Annotated in this window: 12 protein-coding genes; 8 read left to right on the top strand and 4 right to left on the bottom strand. The window is 72.6% G+C overall.

Annotated features, from left to right (window positions below):
* Complete coding sequence (locus ACFFF6_RS01340) at positions 1-951, bottom strand: carbohydrate ABC transporter permease (RefSeq protein WP_376977492.1); 951 nt, start codon at positions 949-951, stop codon at positions 1-3.
* Between the two features lies 1 nt (position 952).
* Positions 953-2,275 carry an extracellular solute-binding protein gene (locus ACFFF6_RS01335; protein ID WP_376977490.1) on the bottom strand — a complete coding sequence of 441 codons (1,323 nt, stop codon included), beginning with the start codon at positions 2,273-2,275 and terminating at the stop codon, positions 953-955.
* Between the two features lie 607 nt (positions 2,276-2,882).
* Between ACFFF6_RS01335 and ACFFF6_RS01330 the strand changes: the two genes are divergently transcribed.
* Both ACFFF6_RS01330 and ACFFF6_RS01325 read left to right on the top strand, forming a co-directional pair.
* Positions 2,883-3,893, top strand: coding sequence for a LacI family DNA-binding transcriptional regulator (locus ACFFF6_RS01330; protein WP_376977488.1), 1,011 nt, complete (start codon positions 2,883-2,885; stop codon positions 3,891-3,893).
* Positions 3,894-5,164: 1,271 nt separating this feature from the next.
* Entirely contained in the window at positions 5,165-6,253 is a 1,089-nt protein-coding gene (locus ACFFF6_RS01325; RefSeq protein ID WP_376977487.1) for an HNH endonuclease signature motif containing protein, read from the top strand.
* Between the two features lie 134 nt (positions 6,254-6,387).
* Here ACFFF6_RS01325 and ACFFF6_RS01320 read toward each other — a convergent pair whose 3' ends face one another.
* On the bottom strand, positions 6,388-7,551 hold the full coding sequence (locus ACFFF6_RS01320) for an ROK family protein (RefSeq protein WP_376977486.1): 1,164 nt from the start codon (positions 7,549-7,551) through the stop codon (positions 6,388-6,390).
* Between the two features lie 230 nt (positions 7,552-7,781).
* Between ACFFF6_RS01320 and xylB the strand changes: the two genes are divergently transcribed.
* On the top strand, positions 7,782-9,185 hold the full coding sequence (gene xylB, locus ACFFF6_RS01315) for a xylulokinase (RefSeq protein ID WP_376977485.1): 1,404 nt from the start codon (positions 7,782-7,784) through the stop codon (positions 9,183-9,185).
* Positions 9,186-9,218: 33 nt separating this feature from the next.
* On the opposite strand, the gene ACFFF6_RS01310 is transcribed toward xylB, so the two are convergent.
* Positions 9,219-9,974: a helix-turn-helix domain-containing protein gene (locus ACFFF6_RS01310; protein WP_376977484.1), complete on the bottom strand. Its 756-nt coding sequence runs from the start codon at positions 9,972-9,974 to the stop codon at positions 9,219-9,221.
* Between the two features lie 183 nt (positions 9,975-10,157).
* Here ACFFF6_RS01310 and ACFFF6_RS01305 point away from each other — a divergent pair, with 183 nt between their 5' ends.
* From ACFFF6_RS01305 to ACFFF6_RS01285, 5 genes are read left to right on the top strand one after another with little or no spacing between them, the layout of a single operon-like run.
* Positions 10,158-11,168: an ABC transporter substrate-binding protein gene (locus tag ACFFF6_RS01305; RefSeq protein WP_376977482.1), complete on the top strand. Its 1,011-nt coding sequence runs from the start codon at positions 10,158-10,160 to the stop codon at positions 11,166-11,168.
* The gene (locus ACFFF6_RS01300; protein ID WP_376977480.1) at positions 11,165-12,985 is read left to right on the top strand and encodes a siderophore-interacting protein; all 1,821 of its coding nucleotides are present in this window, start codon (positions 11,165-11,167) and stop codon (positions 12,983-12,985) included. The genes ACFFF6_RS01305 and ACFFF6_RS01300 overlap by 4 nt, the downstream gene beginning before the upstream one ends.
* Positions 12,982-14,028 carry an iron chelate uptake ABC transporter family permease subunit gene (locus ACFFF6_RS01295; protein ID WP_376977478.1) on the top strand — a complete coding sequence of 349 codons (1,047 nt, stop codon included), beginning with the start codon at positions 12,982-12,984 and terminating at the stop codon, positions 14,026-14,028. The genes ACFFF6_RS01300 and ACFFF6_RS01295 overlap by 4 nt, the downstream gene beginning before the upstream one ends.
* Complete coding sequence (locus ACFFF6_RS01290; RefSeq protein WP_376977477.1) at positions 14,025-15,101, top strand: FecCD family ABC transporter permease; 1,077 nt, start codon at positions 14,025-14,027, stop codon at positions 15,099-15,101. Before ACFFF6_RS01295 ends, ACFFF6_RS01290 begins: the two co-directional genes overlap by 4 nt.
* Positions 15,098-15,898, top strand: coding sequence for an ABC transporter ATP-binding protein (locus tag ACFFF6_RS01285; RefSeq protein ID WP_376977475.1), 801 nt, complete (start codon positions 15,098-15,100; stop codon positions 15,896-15,898). Before ACFFF6_RS01290 ends, ACFFF6_RS01285 begins: the two co-directional genes overlap by 4 nt.
* The last annotated feature ends 8 nt before the right edge of the window (positions 15,899-15,906 follow it).

Raw genomic sequence — 15,906 nt, 5'->3', positions numbered from 1 at the left:
TCAGGCTCCTTCCATCTGGCTCGAGGTCGTGTCCTTGCCGCCCAGGCGCTGCACGCCCAGGGCGAGCCCCAGCCCGATCACCACGAGCATGACCGCGAGGCAGCTGGCCACGCCCATCTCGTTGCCGCGGAAGCCGGTGAGGTACATGTCCAGCGGCAGGATCCGGGTGGAGACGCCGGGCCCGCCCTGGGTGAGGACGAAGATGATGTCGAAGTAGGTCAGGGCGCCCACGACCATGAGCGTCGAGCTCGTGACGATCGTGAACTTCAGCTGCGGCAGGGTGATGGAGAAGAACTGCCGCACCCGGCCGGCGCCGTCGATCTGCGCGGCCTCGAACATGGAGGCGGGCAGCTGGCGGACCGCACCCTGGTAGATGAGCGTGTGGAAGGGGATGAACTGCCAGGCGATGATGAACAGCAGCACGCCCCACACGAGCGTCGAGTCGCCCAGCCAGTTCTGCTTGAGGAAGGGAAGATTCAGCCCGGCTGCGAGGCCGAAGTTCGGGTCCAGCAGCGACTTGAAGGTGATCGCGATGGCCGCGGAGGACAGCAGGAGCGGCAGGAAGTACAGGATCGCGAGCACGTTGCGGTAGCGCTGCTGGCCGGCCAGGAAGGTACCCAGCAGGATGCTCAGCGGTGTCTGCAGCAACCAGGTCGCGACGATCATCAGCAGCACGAGCCACAGGCCGTGCCAGGTCGAGGAGCGGGTCAGCGCGTCCTTCCAGCTGGTGAGGCCGGTGAACTCGATCGCGCCGATCCCGTTCCACGAGGTGAAGGACAGGACGACGACGCCGACGAGCGGGAGCAGTGCGAACACGCCGAAGAACAGCAGGGCCGGGGCGGCGAACAGCACGTGGGAGAGCTGCACGGGCTCGGCATGGGACTGCACGCGGCGGCCGGGGCGCGGGGACCCGGCCGTCCCGGGCGCAGCGATCGGGGGAGCGGAGGTCATCTCAGGCAGCCGTCCCGCTGTTCATGTTCTCGGCGAACTGCTCCGGGGTGAGCTTGCCGAGGAACAGCTGCTCGATGTTGACCAGGAGCGTCTCCGCCTCGGTGGGCTGGAGCGCCTGGTCCCAGGACTGGGTGAAGGCCGGGGCGTCCTGCAGGGACTGGTACACCCACTGCAGGTACTCGGCGTCCTCGCTTCCCGCGAGCGCCTCGTCCTGGCCGGTGATGACGGGGACGGATCCGGAGGCGACGAGGTCGGAGGCGACCTGGTCGGTCATGTAGCCCTCGAGGAAGAAGGTCTTGGCGATCTCCTTCTGCTCGTCGGAGGCGACCGCGGACAGGGAGAGGTAGTTGCAGGGGTTGCCGACCAGGTTGGTGAGCTCGCCCTTGCCGCCGTCGATGGTCGGGAAGGGGCCGAAGCCCAGCCGCCCGGACTGGACGAAGTCGCCGCCGCTGGCCTTCATCGAGCCGAAGGTCCATCCGCCGTGCAGCATGAGGGCGGCCTTGTCCGACCAGAGCAGGGCCTGGTCGGTGTTGGAGTCCGCGGCCATCGATTCGAAGCCGTCGGCGAAGGCCTTGGCCTCGATCAGATCGCCGACCTTCTCGCCCATGGAGATGACCGACGGGTCGAGCCAGGCGTCCTTCTCGCCGGCGGCGATGCGCGCGAAGACCTCGGGGCCGCCGATGCGGTCCAGCAGGTACTCGAGCCACATCATCGAGGTCCAGCGGGACTGGCCGGCCAGGGAGATCGGGGCGACGCCCTGGGACTTCGCCTTCTCGATGACGTCCATGAGCTGGTCCCAGGTGGTGGGGGCGCTCGCGCCGATGTCCTCCAGGACCTTCGTGTTCTGGAACAGGATGATCGGCTGGGTCGCGCCGAGCGGGACCGCGTAGATCTTCTCGTCCACGGTCGCGGCGCCCCACACGGACTCGATGAAGCGGTTCTTGAAGTCGGCGTTCTCCCCGATCCAGGAGGTCAGGTCCTCGACCTGGCTGTCCTGCGCGTAGGTGCGCAGACCGCCGCCGCCCCACCCGTAGATGATCGTGGGCGCTTCTCCCGCGCCGATCGCGGTGCGGATCTTCTGCTTGTACGCGTCGTTCTGGAAGAAGGTGATCTCGACGGCGCCCTTGTCGAGGCCGTTGAAGGCCTCCACGGCGTCGCCGTAGATCTTCTCGTTCGGCTCTCCGGAAAGGGCCCAGAAACTTGCGCCGTTCCCGGCGCCGCCGGACCCGGCGGGCCCCGAGGTGCCGCAGGAGGCGAGGACGGCGGCGGAGGCGCCGAGGGAGAGGCCGAGCAGGGAGCGCCGGGTGAGCGGGCTGGGGGTCATGATGAGCTCCTGTGGTCGTCGTCGACAGGGGGTGAGCCGGACCGGGCAGGCCTCGCCCGATCGATTAAGTGTGGCTAACTTACAAAGAGCGGGGCGTGCGGTCAAGGGTGATGCATGATCGTGATGCGGGATCCGCCTGTGAGAAAATCCGCAGGTCATGTGCTTCTATCGATGGAAACGGACATGGCGGGAGGGGCGCGTGGAGGGGCCCGTCGACCCGCCTTCTGAGGGGGAGGGGTGGGGTGGGAGGCAGCTGCGCGGGCCTTCCGGACGGCGCTTCGCCCGCCGCGGTCGCCGTGTGGGGCGAGGGTGGCGGGGGTCGGCTCCGGCCGGCCTGCGCAGGTCATCGGGGGGGCCGGGGTGCGATCTGGTCGCCGAGGGAACGAAAGATCGGAGATCTTTCGCAAGATACGCTACGATTCCGGCATGCGGCGGGTGAGGACGCTGCACGCGACAGCGAGAGGGCCCGGGAGGCGAGGACATGGCAGGTGCGGCGTCGGGGAGCGGGGGACGAACGCGACAGGAGTCGGCGGGGGACGGGCGGTCCGCCCCTGGTCCTCGGACCAGCGGCCCCCGGAGCGGAGCCGGGGATGAGGATGCCCCCCGGGTGACGCTCACGGCGGTCGCCCGCGCCGCCGGAGTCTCGCTCGGAACGGCCTCGAAGGTCATGAGCGGGCGCGAGGACGTGGGCGCGAGCACGCGCGAGGCCGTCGCCGCGATCGCCGCGGAGATGGGCTACGTCGCCCGGCGCCGCGCCCCGGCTGCCCGGCGCCGCGTCATCATCGTCTTCCACACCCTCACCAGCCCGTACGAGCTCGAGGTCCTCCAGGGTGCGGAGGAGGCCGCGCACCGCGCCGGTATCGAGCTGCTGATCGTCCGCTCGAAGCGGGACGGGGTGGCGCAGGAGGTCCTCACGCGCAGCTGGCTCGCGGACGAGGCGGAGCGCGGGGTCACCGGCATCGTCGCCGTGACCACCCCCGTCGGCCCGAAGCACGTCCGCTGGACCCGCGAGCTGGGTCTGCCGATGATCGTGGTCGACCCCGTCACCGACGCCTCCGAGGTCCGCGGTCTGGTCACCGTCTCCGCGACCAACTGGGAGGGGGGCATGGAGGCGACGGGGCACCTCGTGGAGCTCGGGCATCGGCGCATCGGGGTGCTCGCCGGTCCCGAGGACTCGATCCCCGCCCAGCAGCGGGTCCTCGGCTACCGCACGGTGCTCGAGCAGTCCGGCCTCGTCTTCGACCCGCAGCTCGTCGTCCCGAGCAGCTTCGCCTACGACGCAGGCTATGCCGGCACGCGGCAGCTGCTGTCCCTGCCTGATCCGCCCAGCGCGATCTTCGCCGTCTCCGACACGCTCGGCGTCGGCGTGCTGCGCACAGCGCGCGAGCGGGGCCTCGAGGTCCCGCAGGACCTCAGCGTCGTCAGCTTCGACGACTCCATGATCACGAACTGGACATTCCCCCAGCTCACGGCCGTGCATCAGCCGCTGTTCTCCATGGGGCAGGTCGCGGTCGAGCGGCTGCTCGCCCTGGCCGCGGATCCGGGCCGGTTCGCGCATCCCTTCAAGCTCGAGACCCATCTGATCGTCCGCGAGTCGACGGCGCCGCCGCGGGGCTGAACGGACGCCCTCGCGCGATCCGGGCTCCGCCCTGGTGAAGAACGTCGTCGTGCTTCTCGCCGACGGACGCCCTCGCGCGATCCGAGGCCCGTCGATGAACCGGCCGCGCCACCGGAGGCCGGAGGCGTTCCCGCGGGAACGCGGGTCGGCTGCCGTGAAGGCAGCCGGGCACTCCCACGGGAACGTCATCGGACCGAATCCCCGAGGGGCGCCGAGCGCGGCAGTCGGGGACGGCGCCTCGCCGCGTCCTCGTCCTTGCCCCGTGCTCAGTTCTTCGTGGCCTGCTCCCGCACCTCGTCCCCTGAAGGCGTCGGCTTCTTGTGCGCCTGTCCTCTCCACATAGCGGTTCTCCGGGGCCGGGGAGATGCCCGGGTCACGGTCGGCCGCTTGTCCTCCCCACGTAGGGGTTCCCCCCATCCGCCGAGCGCCGTGTTCGGATGTCGGTGTGCCCTGGTGGAATCGGGGAACCGACGGCATCGGGGCTGTCGGACGGAGCTGCCGGTCGGCAGTGGAGCGGAGGGGAACTCCGATGGACGAGATGGTCTCCGGCGCGTCGGCACCGCGACGGGCCGACCCGCCGCGTCTGCGGGCAGAGGAGGCGGACCGCCTCTGCACGCGCATTCAGGCGCACGCCGCCCACATTGCCGAGGCCGAATGCGCCTTCCTCCTGCTCATCGCGGAGTTCGACGAGCGAGGCGGCCTTGACCACTTCCACGGTCTGACGTCGCTCGCGCACTGGCTGTCCTGGTCGTGCTCGATGGCGCCGGGAACGGCCCGGGAGCACGTCCGCGTCGCACGCTCCCTGCGGGAGATGCCGCTGACCGTCGAGGAGTTTTCGGCGGGCCGGCTCTCGTTCTCGAAGGTTCGGGAGATGACCCGGGTCGTGGGACGGGTCGAGGAGGACGCGCTCGTCCAGCTCGCGCGGAGCATGACGGCGTCGCAGCTCGCCGTGGCGATCTCCGGCTTCCGCGCCGCCGACGGATCGCGCATGCCGCAGGAGGCCGCGCGGGCTGCGAGCTGGCGCACCCGCGAGGACGGCATGGTCGAGGTGCGGGCCGTGCTGCCCCCCCGAGGTCGGGGCGGAGCTCACGACGGCACTCGAGCTCGCCCTGCACCGGGACGCGGAGATCCCGCGGGACGAGGACGGCGCTCCCGACCGCCTCGTCGGTGTCCCCGAGCCCGAGCAGCGGCGGGCCGATGCGTTCCTCGAGATCGCCCGTGCCTACCTCGACGCCCAGGACCGGGATCGTTCGGGGGACGACCGTCATCTCGTGATCGTGCATGTCACGCCGGACGTCCTCACTCACGAGGCTCCCGTTCCGGGACAGGAGGCGGTCGCAGGCGAGGCGCCGCAGAGCGTTCCCGCGGGAACGTCCTCTGCGGCTCCCGCCGCGGCGCCGATCGCCACGCCGACCGCAGAACCCGTCATGCCGTCGATCCTCACGCCCGCAGCCGTGCCCGGCGTGGCGCGCGAGGGCATCGCCGGTGGGAGCGGCGCTCCCGTCTCCCTGGACCCCGCTCAGCACCGGGACCGGTGCGGCATCGAGGGGGCGGGTCCGATCGAGCCGACCACCGTCCAGCGCCTGACGTGCACGGGACGGATCGCTGCGCTCGTGACGGACGGGGACGGCGAGGTCCTCCGGCTCGGGCGGATGCGGCGGCTCGCCTCCCCGGCGCAGCGCCGGGCCCTGCGCGCGGTGCAGAAGACCTGTCAGTACCCCGGCTGCCATCAGTCCCGTCACCTCGATGTGCATCACCTGACCCCCTGGAGCGACGGAGGGCTCACCGATGTCGAGGACCTCGTCCTCCTGTGCCGCCGACATCATGTGATGGTGCACGAGGGCGGGCTGCGCTTGCACCGGCGCGCCTCTGACGAGCACGGATCCGCGGGAAGCCCAGGTCCCGAGGAAGACCGGGCTCTCGACCGGGGTAGTGCGCCCACGGAAGGCCCTCCCCACGTCGGCAGGGAGCCCACGAGAGCGCGGATCTCTCTCGCCGCAGCCGCTCAGAGGATGGCTGGTTCGGTGTTCGACGTGCAGGATCCCAGCGGGAGGCCGGTCCAGGCCTCGTGGCCGGCGCTCATGGAGCACGCACGGATCTCTCGGTCACCTGTCGAGCATCCCCTGCGGATCGTCGATGCCGAGCCTGTCCCGCTGTACTGGGGTGAAGGGGACGTGCGCATCGGTGCCACCACCGCCGGATACGGCTTCGACCGGGCCCGGACCGTGGACGCCCTTGTCGCAGCGCGCACGCCCGCGAGCCAGGTCGAGGTCCGTGCCAGTTCCGGACCGGGGAAGAGCATGGCTGGTGCTGACCGATCCGCGGGACGCCGCATCCCCGCCGGCCAGGCCCCGGGGTGACGGCATGCCGAGAATCTCGCGCGCCGGCATCAGAACGTCCGCGAGCCCGTGTCCGTGCCGGTACCCGTGCGCCGGGAACGGCGAGCCCAGCGCGCCCACCGGCACAGGCCGCCTCGGCTGTCTGCCCCGGGTGATCACCCCAGGCGGCGGATCCAGGAGCTCGGCGAGGCGAGCACCGGTTCGAGGGCCGCACGGGCGGCACCGCGCAGCGAGGGCTCCGCAAGGGCGTCCGAGCGCTCGATCGTCACCGGTCCCGCCTCGACCGCGAGCGCATGCGCCTCCACCGTCGTCCGTATCACCGGCGCGATCTCCTCCGCGATCGGTGCGAGGTACCCTGACAGCACGACGGTCGACAGGTCCAGCACGTTCAGGGCGTTGGCGACGGCGAGGCCCAGGGCGCTGCCGATCGTCCCGATCACCTCGGCCCGGTCGCTGCTGAGAGCGAGCGCGTCGACGAGATCCTCGATCCGCACATCGGTCCCCAGCCCGGCCAGCTCCCGCAGCGCGTGGTGCGAGACGTACGCCTCGAGGCAGCCCCGTCGGCCGCAGCGGCACAGCGCACCGCCGCGGACCACGACCGTATGACCGATCTCCCCGGCCCAGCCATGCTCCCCGGGCATGACCTGCCCCTCCAGCACGACCGCACCGCCCACCCCCGTGGAACCCCGCACGTACAGGAACGACGCCCCCGGGCGGCGGTCCAGCTCCGTGCGGACCGCGAGCCGGTTGTCGTTCTCCGCCCGCACCGGCAGGGACGCGACCCGCGGATCCGCGGTCAGGTGCTCCACGAAGGGCACGTCGGTCCAGTCCAGGTTCGGGGCGGACAGGACCCGTCCGCCGTCAGGGGAGATCCGACCGGGGACGGAGACGCAGATGCCGATCGCAGGGACCCCGTCCGCCGCCTCCAGCGCGGCACCGATCAGCCGTGCGCTCGTCTCGACGGCCTCTGCGACGGTTCCCGCTCCCACCTGCAGGTACTCGGTGCGCTGCACGGTGACCTCGCCCGCCAGGTCGGTGCCGAGCACGGAGATGTGGTCCGCGGCGACCTCGAGGCCCAGGGCCAGCAGCGTGCCCCGTGCGGGGGAGAGGGGGACGATCGGACGGCCCGTGCCGCGGGTGAGCGGGGCGCCCTCCTGCACGAGCCCTGCACCGATCAGCTCCTCCATGAGCTTGGAGACGGTCGGCTTGGTCAGACGCGTCGCCTTCGCGAGCGCGGCGCGGGAGACGGGCGTCTCGATGCCGACGAGCGAGCGCAGCACGAGCGAGAGGTTGTGCTCGCGCAGGTGGGTGGACTGCATCGGGGCTCCTTCCGGGCGGGCAGGACGGCGGAGGAGGACCGGAGCGGGCCGGACTGGACGGCCCGCGCCGGAGGGGAGCTTCTTACCGCCGCTTGTGCAGGACAGCGTCCCACAGTCCGTGAACAGCGAGGCAGCGAGCACCCGGTGACGAGCCGGAATCCGACGTATTCTGGCTCGTCATCCGGCACTCGTCGCCTCGCCGCTCTCGCACCCCTGGAAGGCTCCGCCCCATGACTCTCGTGCTCGGCATCGACTCCTCGACCCAGTCGACCAAGGCCCTCCTGGTCGACGCGGACACCGGAGCGGTGGTCCAGGAAGGGCGTGCCCCCCACCCCGACGGCACCGAGGTCGACCCCCGCGCCTGGCTCGCCGCGGTCGACGAGGCCGCCGGGCCGATGCTCGAGAAGGCGGAGGCGCTGGCCGTGGGCGGACAGCAGCACGGCATGGTGCTCCTGGACGAGGCCGGCGAGGTGGTGCGTCCCGCGCTGCTGTGGAACGACACGCGGTCCGCGCAGGAAGCCGCGGACCTCATCGAGGAGATGGGCGGTGCGGCCGGCTGCGTCGAGGAGATCGGATCGCTCATGGTCGCCTCCTTCACGGCCGCCAAGCTGCGCTGGGTGCGCGATCACGAGAGCGCGAACGCGAGGCGCGCCGCCCGCATCCTGCTCCCGCACGACTACGTCTCCGCCCATCTCGCGGGAGCCGATCTCTCCGTCGGCAGCAGCGAGCCCTTCACCGACCGCGGCGATGCGACCGGCACCGGCTACTACTCGGTGCGCACCGAGGCCTGGGCGCCGGAGCTCGCCGCACGGGCCATCGGCCACGAGCTCGTGCTGCCGCGACTGCCGCAGGCCCCGCAGGAGATCATGGCCCGCACCCCGGGCGGGGCGGTGATCGCCACCGGCACCGGCGACAACGCGGGCGCCGCGCTCGGGCTCGGCCTGGGCCCCGGGGACGTGTCCGTCTCCATCGGCACCTCCGGTGTCTGCGCGATGGTCAGCGACGCGGGGCCGGGCGACGTGACCGGAACCGTCACCGGATTCGCCGATGCGACCGGCCGCTTCCTGCCCATGACCACGACCATCAACGCCGCCCGCATCCTCGAGTTCGGCCGCTCCCTGCTGGACGTGGACTGGGACGAGTTCGCGCGCCTTGCCCTGTCCAGCACCCCCGGTGCCGGCGGTGCGACCCTCCTGCCCTACTTCGACGGGGAGCGCACCCCCAACCGTCCCGCGGCCCGCGCCACCTTCACAGGACTGTCCACCGCCACCAGCCGGGCCGATGTCGCCCGCGCCTGCGTCGAGGGGCTGCTGTGCTCGCTGGCCGACGGGATCGGCGCCCTCGAGGAGCGCACCGGCACGGCGGCGGCGAGCATCACCCTCATCGGCGGGGCCGCCAGGAACCCCGCGGTGCGGGCGCTGGCCCCGGCGATCTTCGGTCGCGAGGTCACCATCGCCCCCGATGGCGAGTACGCCGCCCTCGGCGCGGCGCGCCAGGCCGCGTGGGCGCTGTCCGGTGCGGCCGAGCCGCCCGCGTGGACGATCAGCGGCTCCGAGACGGTCGGTGCGGAGGCGACGCCGCAGGTGCTCGAAGCGTACCGGGAGCTGAAGGGCCGGACCGAGGGCTGGGGCTGAGGGTCCCGGGGCGATCGGGGCCCATGCGACCGGTCACGCGGGGACGCCGGTGCCGTGCTCTCCGGAACCGCCGGCGTGCTCAGGCGCGACCTCGCCGGACTCCTGCGCGAGCGCGCGCAGGAGATTCGCCCGGCTGCCGAAGCCCGTCGCATGGGCCGCGGCGGCCGGGGACGATCCCCCGCGCAGGCTCTGGACGGCGCGGCCCAGCAGACGGCGACGGCGCCATCGGCGGAAGGTCATCCCCGTCTCCTGACGGAAGATGCGCTGCACGTGCCGGCTGCTGATGCCATGCCGGGCGCACAGGGCGGCGAGCGTGAGATCCGGGACGGCACAGGCGTCCAGACCGATGCGGCGGGCGGCGGCATGGGTCGGCAGCGGCGCCGGGAAGTCGACCCGCGCGATGCCCAGCAGGATCGCTTCGAGAGCGCTGGTGAACAGGTCGCACTGCTCCGGCGTCGACGGACCGGCCGCGAGCCGGGCCAGCATCAGGTCGGTGATCGCGGGGACCACGCCGAGGACGGCCAGCGGCCGGTCCGGGGCCACGCCCGGCCTCATGACGGGGCCCAGGGCGATCGAGTGGTCCGCCAGGGCGAGCGCATGCGGGACCCCGGCCTGGAGCCAGACGGAGCTGCGCGGCTCGAGCGTCAGGCGGTGCCCGGGGGCGGTCAGCACGCCGTGCCCCATCACGATGTGCACCAGGTGGGGGACGTCGTGCACGTGCTCCTCGTGCCCCAGAAAGCGCATCGCATGGTGGGGGACTGCCCGGGCGAGCGTCGGGTCGAAGCCCATCGGTGGGATCTCCTCGTCGTCGGGATGTCCGGCCGTGTCGCATCCGGCCACGTCCACTGTCGCATTCCAGGGCATATCAAAGGAAGGGTCACCTAAGTTAGGTCCGACTCACCTCGCGGACGGCCCGCGTCGTCCCACGGCGCTGCAGGCCCCGCCCGCCGACCCGACCTCTGGAGACCATCGATGACCATGCTGCGCCGGCGATCCCTCGCCGCTGCCCTCGCCGCCGCCCCTCTGCTCGGACTCGCCGCCTGCTCCGGCGAACAGACGGCCTCCGGAAGGAGCGGAGGCTCCGATGGCGGAGGCGGGACCAGCGGCAGCCGGGTCGTGGACACCGTCAAGGGGAAGGTCGAGATCCCCGCCGATCCGCAGCGGATCGTCGTGCTGAACTACGCCCTGACCGGATACCTCTACGACCTCGGGATGACGGTGGTCGCGACCACCACCGAGGCCGCCGACGCCGAGGGCAGCTTCTCCGAGTTCTGGGGCACCGCGCCGGAGGAGAACGGCACCGAGCTGCTCTCCTGGAGCTCCGACGGATTCGACCTCGAGTCCGTCCTCGGCATGGAGCCGGACCTCATCATCGCCGGGGGCTGGGGATTCCCCTACTTCCAGGCGGACAAGGCCTACACGGACCTCACCGCCATCGCCCCCACCGTCATGGTCGACAAGGCCCTCACCACCTGGCGCGAGCAGTTCTCCTTCCTCGCGGAGCAGGTCTTCGACCGCAAGAGCACCCTCGACCAGCTCGTCCAGGCCTACGAGGACGAGCTCGCCGAGGTCCGCGAGGCGATCGCCCTGCCGCCCCAGCCGAGCTCGTTCCTGTACGTCACCGCGGAGGGCACGCCCTTCGTCTTCTTCGAGGAGTACGTGCCCGAGGAGTTCACGGCGCTCGGCTTCGAGGTCGACCCCGTCGCCAGTGCGAACAGTCTCGAGCCGTACACCGAGGGAGGCGACTCCGCCGAGCTCTCGACGGAGAACCTAGGACAGCTCATCACCTCGCCGACCGTGTTCATCAGCGGCTTCAACCAGGACACCTTCAGCGTCCAGGAGCTCGGCGAGAAGGCCGTGTGGAAGGACCTGCCGTCGTTCCGGGCACAGGACGCCTACGACCTGCCCTACTGGGCGAGCCGGCACGACTACGACGAGGCGCTCGCGCTGCTGGACGTGCTGCGCGGGATGTTCGCGAAGTGAGCCAGCACGAGCTCCGGGTCCATCCGCTCGTGCTGAGGACCCTCGAGGTGGTCTCGGCGCACGACGTCACCCCGAGGATGCGGCGGGTGCGCCTGACGGGCGCGGAGCTCTCGGGCTTCCGGCGGGACGGGCTGGACCTCTCCCCGTTCGCCGCGCCCGGCTTCGACGACCACGTCAAGCTGATCTTCGCACCCGACGGGGACCTCGACGCGGTCGTGCCACGTCAGCTTGCCGACGGCATCGAGTGGACCGACGCGCCGCAGCGGCAGTGCCGCGACTACACGCCGCGGGCCATGGACCTCGACGCCGGATGGATCGAGCTGGACTTCGTCCTGCACGGCGACGGGCCCGCGGCGGGCTGGGCCCGGTCCGCGCGGACGGGGGACCGGCTCGCCATGGTCGGGCCGAAGTCCAGCATGCTCCTGCCCGAGGAGACCACCGGGATCCTGCTGATCGGGGACGAGACGGCCCTGCCGGCCATCGGCCGTTTCCTCGACGAGCGTCCGCTCCCGGTTCCGGCGCATGCCCTCGTGGTCCTCGAGGACCCCGCAGGCCGCCAGGAGCTCGCCCTCGGCGCCGCGGACAGCCTCTGGTACGCGCAGCAGGACCCGGCCGACGGAGATGCGCTGCTCGCGGCCGTCCGCTCTCGCGTCGAGTCCCTGGGAGGGCTGGAGATCCTCGGCGAGAGGCCGTTCGTGTGGGCGGCGGGCGAATCCCGGGCGCTGCTGCCGCTGCGGCGCTGGGCGACCCGGGAGAACGGGATCCCTCGCGCCCAGCTGGGGATCACCGGCTACTGGACCGCGGGGGCGGAGGAGGACCCGGTGGAGGGCGCGAGGGGCGGGGGCGCCGTCCCCACGTCCCCCGCGGCCTGGTTCGCGGTGCGCGCGGCGCTCGAGCTCGGGCTGCTCGACGCCCTCCGCGAGCGGTCGGCCTCGACCGCGGACCTGGCCGATGCGATCGGGACCGCCGCACCGCAGATCGCCGTGCTGCTGGCGGCGCTCCAGGAGCAGGGCCTGCTGACGGCGGCGACCCCGTCCGGGCACGGGGCGGACTCGCTCTGGCAGCTCACCGCCCAGGCCAGGGACCTCGTCGACGACGAGCACGCCCGGGAGGACTTCGAGGGACTGGATGCGGCGCGCCTGCTCGCACTCGTCGAGCTGCCGCAGGCGCTGCGCAGCGGCGAGGCGGCCTGGCGGCTCCGTCACGGGCGCTCCTTCGCGGCATCGGTCGCGGAGAACCCGCCGTGGCGCGAGGAGACCCAAGAGGGGAGCGGATCCCTCGTCTACCTCCAGCACGGGCTGCTGCGCGCTCTGGATGCCCTTCCCGCCCTGGGCTCCTCCGCGGCTCGGGTGGCGCTCGTGGGGCCGGGGGCCCGGACCGTCGCCGATCTGATCGCGCGGAGAGAGGGCGCGGACGGCGCGGAGATGGCCGCTCTGCTCCTGCCCGATGAGGAACCGGATCCTCCGGACTCGGTCGACGCCGCCGTCTCCGTCCTCCAGGTGCACATGCTCGAGGACGACGAGGCGGTCGCGCACCTGACGGCGCTGGGCGACCTCGCCTCGGAGGCGCTCGTGATCACGGCCGCCCGCCCCGACGCGCTGGGCGGAGGGGCCGCCGTGCGATCCCTCCTCACCCTGGCCGAGACGGGTGCCGCCCCGCGCGACGCCGCCGCCCTGACGGCCCTGGCGCGACGGGCCGGCTGGGGCGAGGTGCGGGTCCGCGAGCTCGGCTGGGGCGTGTGCGCCGTCCATCTGATGCCGCGGGAGAGGACCCGCCCGGCGGCGGACCCGGCGGCGGACGCCCTCTGGTCGGCATGAGCGCCGCCGCGTCCGCTGTGAAGGCCCCGCCGGCGGCGGCGCTGCTGCGCCCGCGGGCCCGGTGGGGTGCTCTGCTCGCCGGGATCCTCCTGCTCGCGGGGGTCGGCCTGCTGAGCGTCTTCATCGGCTCCGGCGAGATCTCCGCCCGGACCGTCTGGCAGGCGCTCCTCGCCCCGGCCGGCACCATCGACGACGCGACGATCCGCGACGTGCGGGTGCCGCGCACCGTGCTGGGCGTGGTCGTCGGTGCGGCGCTCGGGCTCGCCGGCGCCCTCGCGCAGGCGATCACCCGCAACCCCCTCGCGGATCCGGGGATCCTCGGCGTGAACGCCGGCGCGGGGCTCGCGATCGCGCTCGCCGTGGCCTTCCTCCACCTCACGACGATCGACGGGTACCTGTGGTTCGGGCTGCTCGGCGCGCTCGCCACGGCCGTGCTCGTCCACGCCGTCGCCGCGAGGTCCCCATCGGGCCCCACCCCGCTGCGCCTGACGATGGTGGGCGTCGCGATCGGCGCGGTCTTCCTGGGGATGAGCCGAACGCTCGCGCTCCTGCACCCGCGCACCTTCGAGCAGATGCGGTACTGGGGCGCCGGATCGCTCGCCGACCGTCCTGCCGGGACGCTCCGGGCGGTCCTCCCGTTCGTCGTGGCCGGCGCCGTGATCGCGCTCGTCAGCGGGCGGGCGCTGAACGCGCTCGCGATGGGGGAGGAGGTCGCGCGGTCCCTCGGCGTCCGCATCGTGCTGGTGCGGACCCTCTCGATCTCCGCGATCACGCTGCTGTGCGGGGCGGCGACCGCGGCTGTCGGGCCGATCAGCTTCGTGGGGCTGATGATCCCGCACGCGGTGAGGTTCCTGACCGGCCCGGACCAGCGCTGGCTGCTGGCCCTCTCCCTGGTCCTCGCCCCCGTGCTCCTCGTCTCCGCCGATCTGCTCGGGCGGATCGTCGTCCGCCCGGCGGAGCTGCAGGCCGGCGTGATGACCGCCTTCCTGGGAGCCCCCGTGCTCATCCACCTGGTGCGCCGCTCGCGCCGGGGAGCGCTGTGACCGCCGTCCGCTCCGCAGCCCGGACGCCCGTTCCGCCCGTCGAGCGCCCCGGGGTGCTGGTGCTGCGCCTGGGCCCGTTCAGCCATGCGCTGCACATCCGGCGCCTCCTCGTCTCCGCCGCGATGCTCGCGCTCGCTCTTGGCCTGCTCACGCTGTCGCTCTCGCTGGGGGACCGCGTGATCCCGCCGGAACGGCTGCTCGGCGCGTTCCTCCCGGACGCCCCGCGGATGGACCGCCTGGTGGTGACCCAGTGGCGCGCACCCCGCGCGGTCGCCGCCCTCGTGTTCGGTGCCTGCCTCGGGGCGAGCGGCGCGGTCTTCCAGTCGCTGACGGACAACCCGCTGGGCAGCCCGGACGTGATCGGCCTGAACACGGGATCCTTCTCCGGGGTGCTCGTGGTGATGCTCCTCGGGGGCACCGGGGTGGGCGTCCTCGCCGGGGGAGCGGTGGCGGGCGGACTGCTCACCGCGGCCGTCGTGTACGTCCTCGCCTACCGCGGAGGACTGCAGGGCTTCCGGCTGATCATCGTCGGCATCGCGGTCAGCGCGGTGCTGACCTCGGCGAACACGTGGTTCTCCGTGAAGTCGAGCCTGGATGTCTCCCTGCGCGCCGCGGTGTGGGGCGCGGGATCGCTGACACCGGTGCGCTGGGACTCCCTCGGGATGGTCGCGGCGGCGGCCGCCGTCCTGTTCGCGGCGATGCCCCTGCTCGCGCGGTGGATGCGGGCTCTGGAGCTCGGCGACGAGGCAGCCACGATGCTCGGCGCGCGCGTCGAACGGGCGAAGATCCTGCTCGTGATCGTCGGCGTGGCGCTGACCGCGATCGTGACCGCGGCCGCGGGCCCGATTGCGTTCGTCTCCCTCGCGGCGCCGCAGATCGCACGGCGGCTGCGGCGCACCGGCTCCTTCGACCCGGCGGGCTCCGCGCTCGCGGGGATGGTCCTGCTCGCGGCGGCCGATGCGGTCGCCGTGCATGCGATCCCGGGCGCCGTCCTGCCGGTCGGGTCCATCACCGTCTGCATCGGAGGTCTGTATCTCGTATGGCTGCTGCTGAGGGAGGGGAGGCGTGCATGACGAGCTCGCTTCAGAGGGAACAGACCTGGAGGCTGCGCGGCGAGGGCATCACGGCCGGCTACGGGGACGGCGAAGCCGTCCTCGACGACGTTCACGTGGGCATCCGGAAGGGGTCGTTCACGGCGATCATCGGCCCCAATGCGTGCGGGAAGTCGACGCTCCTGCGGACCCTCGCCCGGGTCATGCGACCGGCCGCGGGGCAGGTGCTGATCGACGGCGCCGACGTCGCCGGGATGCGGGCGCGCGACCTCGCCGTGCGGCTCGGCATGCTGCCGCAGTCCCCGGCCGTCCCGGAGGGGATCACGGTCCTCGACCTCGTCTCCCGCGGGCGGTACCCGCATCAATCCGTCTTCTCCCCGTGGAGCCGCGAGGACGAGCAGGTCGTGGCCGCGGCGATGGACCGCACCGGTGTGCGGGATCTGGCGGCTCGGCCGGTCGACACCTTGTCCGGCGGGCAGCGGCAGCGCGTGTGGATCGCGATGGCGCTCGCCCAGGACACCGAGCTGCTGCTCCTGGACGAGCCCACGACCTTCCTGGACATCACCCACCAGATCGAGGTCCTGCGGCTGCTGCGGGAGCTGCAGCGCAGCGGGCGCACCGTCGTCGCCGTGCTCCACGAGCTGAACCAGGCGGCGAGGTTCGCGACCGATGTGATCGCCCTGCGCGAGGGCCGGGTGATCGCGACCGGCACGCCCGCTCAGCTGTTCACGCCGCCGACCATGCGGGAGGTCTACGACCTGGACTGCCGGGTGATCCGCGACCCCGAGACGGACAGTCCCGTGGTGCTGCCTCGCTGAGCGCCGGG

This window comes from Brachybacterium hainanense (assembly GCF_042434575.1).
Taxonomy (GTDB): domain Bacteria; phylum Actinomycetota; class Actinomycetes; order Actinomycetales; family Dermabacteraceae; genus Brachybacterium; species Brachybacterium hainanense.
Note: the sequence above shows the minus strand (reverse complement) of the source record. Positions and strands in the feature narration are given on the sequence as shown.

Excerpts from the sequence above, each read along its gene's own strand:
- ACFFF6_RS01295 (WP_376977478.1), top strand. The coding sequence starts at position 12,982 with ATGAGCGCCGCCGCGTCCGCTGTGAAGGCCCCGCCGGCGGCGGCGCTG.
- ACFFF6_RS01305 (WP_376977482.1), top strand. The coding sequence starts at position 10,158 with ATGACCATGCTGCGCCGGCGATCCCTCGCCGCTGCCCTCGCCGCCGCC.
- ACFFF6_RS01320 (WP_376977486.1), bottom strand. The coding sequence starts at position 7,551 with ATGCAGTCCACCCACCTGCGCGAGCACAACCTCTCGCTCGTGCTGCGC.
- ACFFF6_RS01310 (WP_376977484.1), bottom strand. The coding sequence starts at position 9,974 with ATGGGCTTCGACCCGACGCTCGCCCGGGCAGTCCCCCACCATGCGATG.
- ACFFF6_RS01335 (WP_376977490.1), bottom strand. The coding sequence starts at position 2,275 with ATGACCCCCAGCCCGCTCACCCGGCGCTCCCTGCTCGGCCTCTCCCTC.
- ACFFF6_RS01285 (WP_376977475.1), top strand. The coding sequence starts at position 15,098 with ATGACGAGCTCGCTTCAGAGGGAACAGACCTGGAGGCTGCGCGGCGAG.
- xylB (WP_376977485.1), top strand. The coding sequence starts at position 7,782 with ATGACTCTCGTGCTCGGCATCGACTCCTCGACCCAGTCGACCAAGGCC.
- ACFFF6_RS01340 (WP_376977492.1), bottom strand. The coding sequence starts at position 951 with ATGACCTCCGCTCCCCCGATCGCTGCGCCCGGGACGGCCGGGTCCCCG.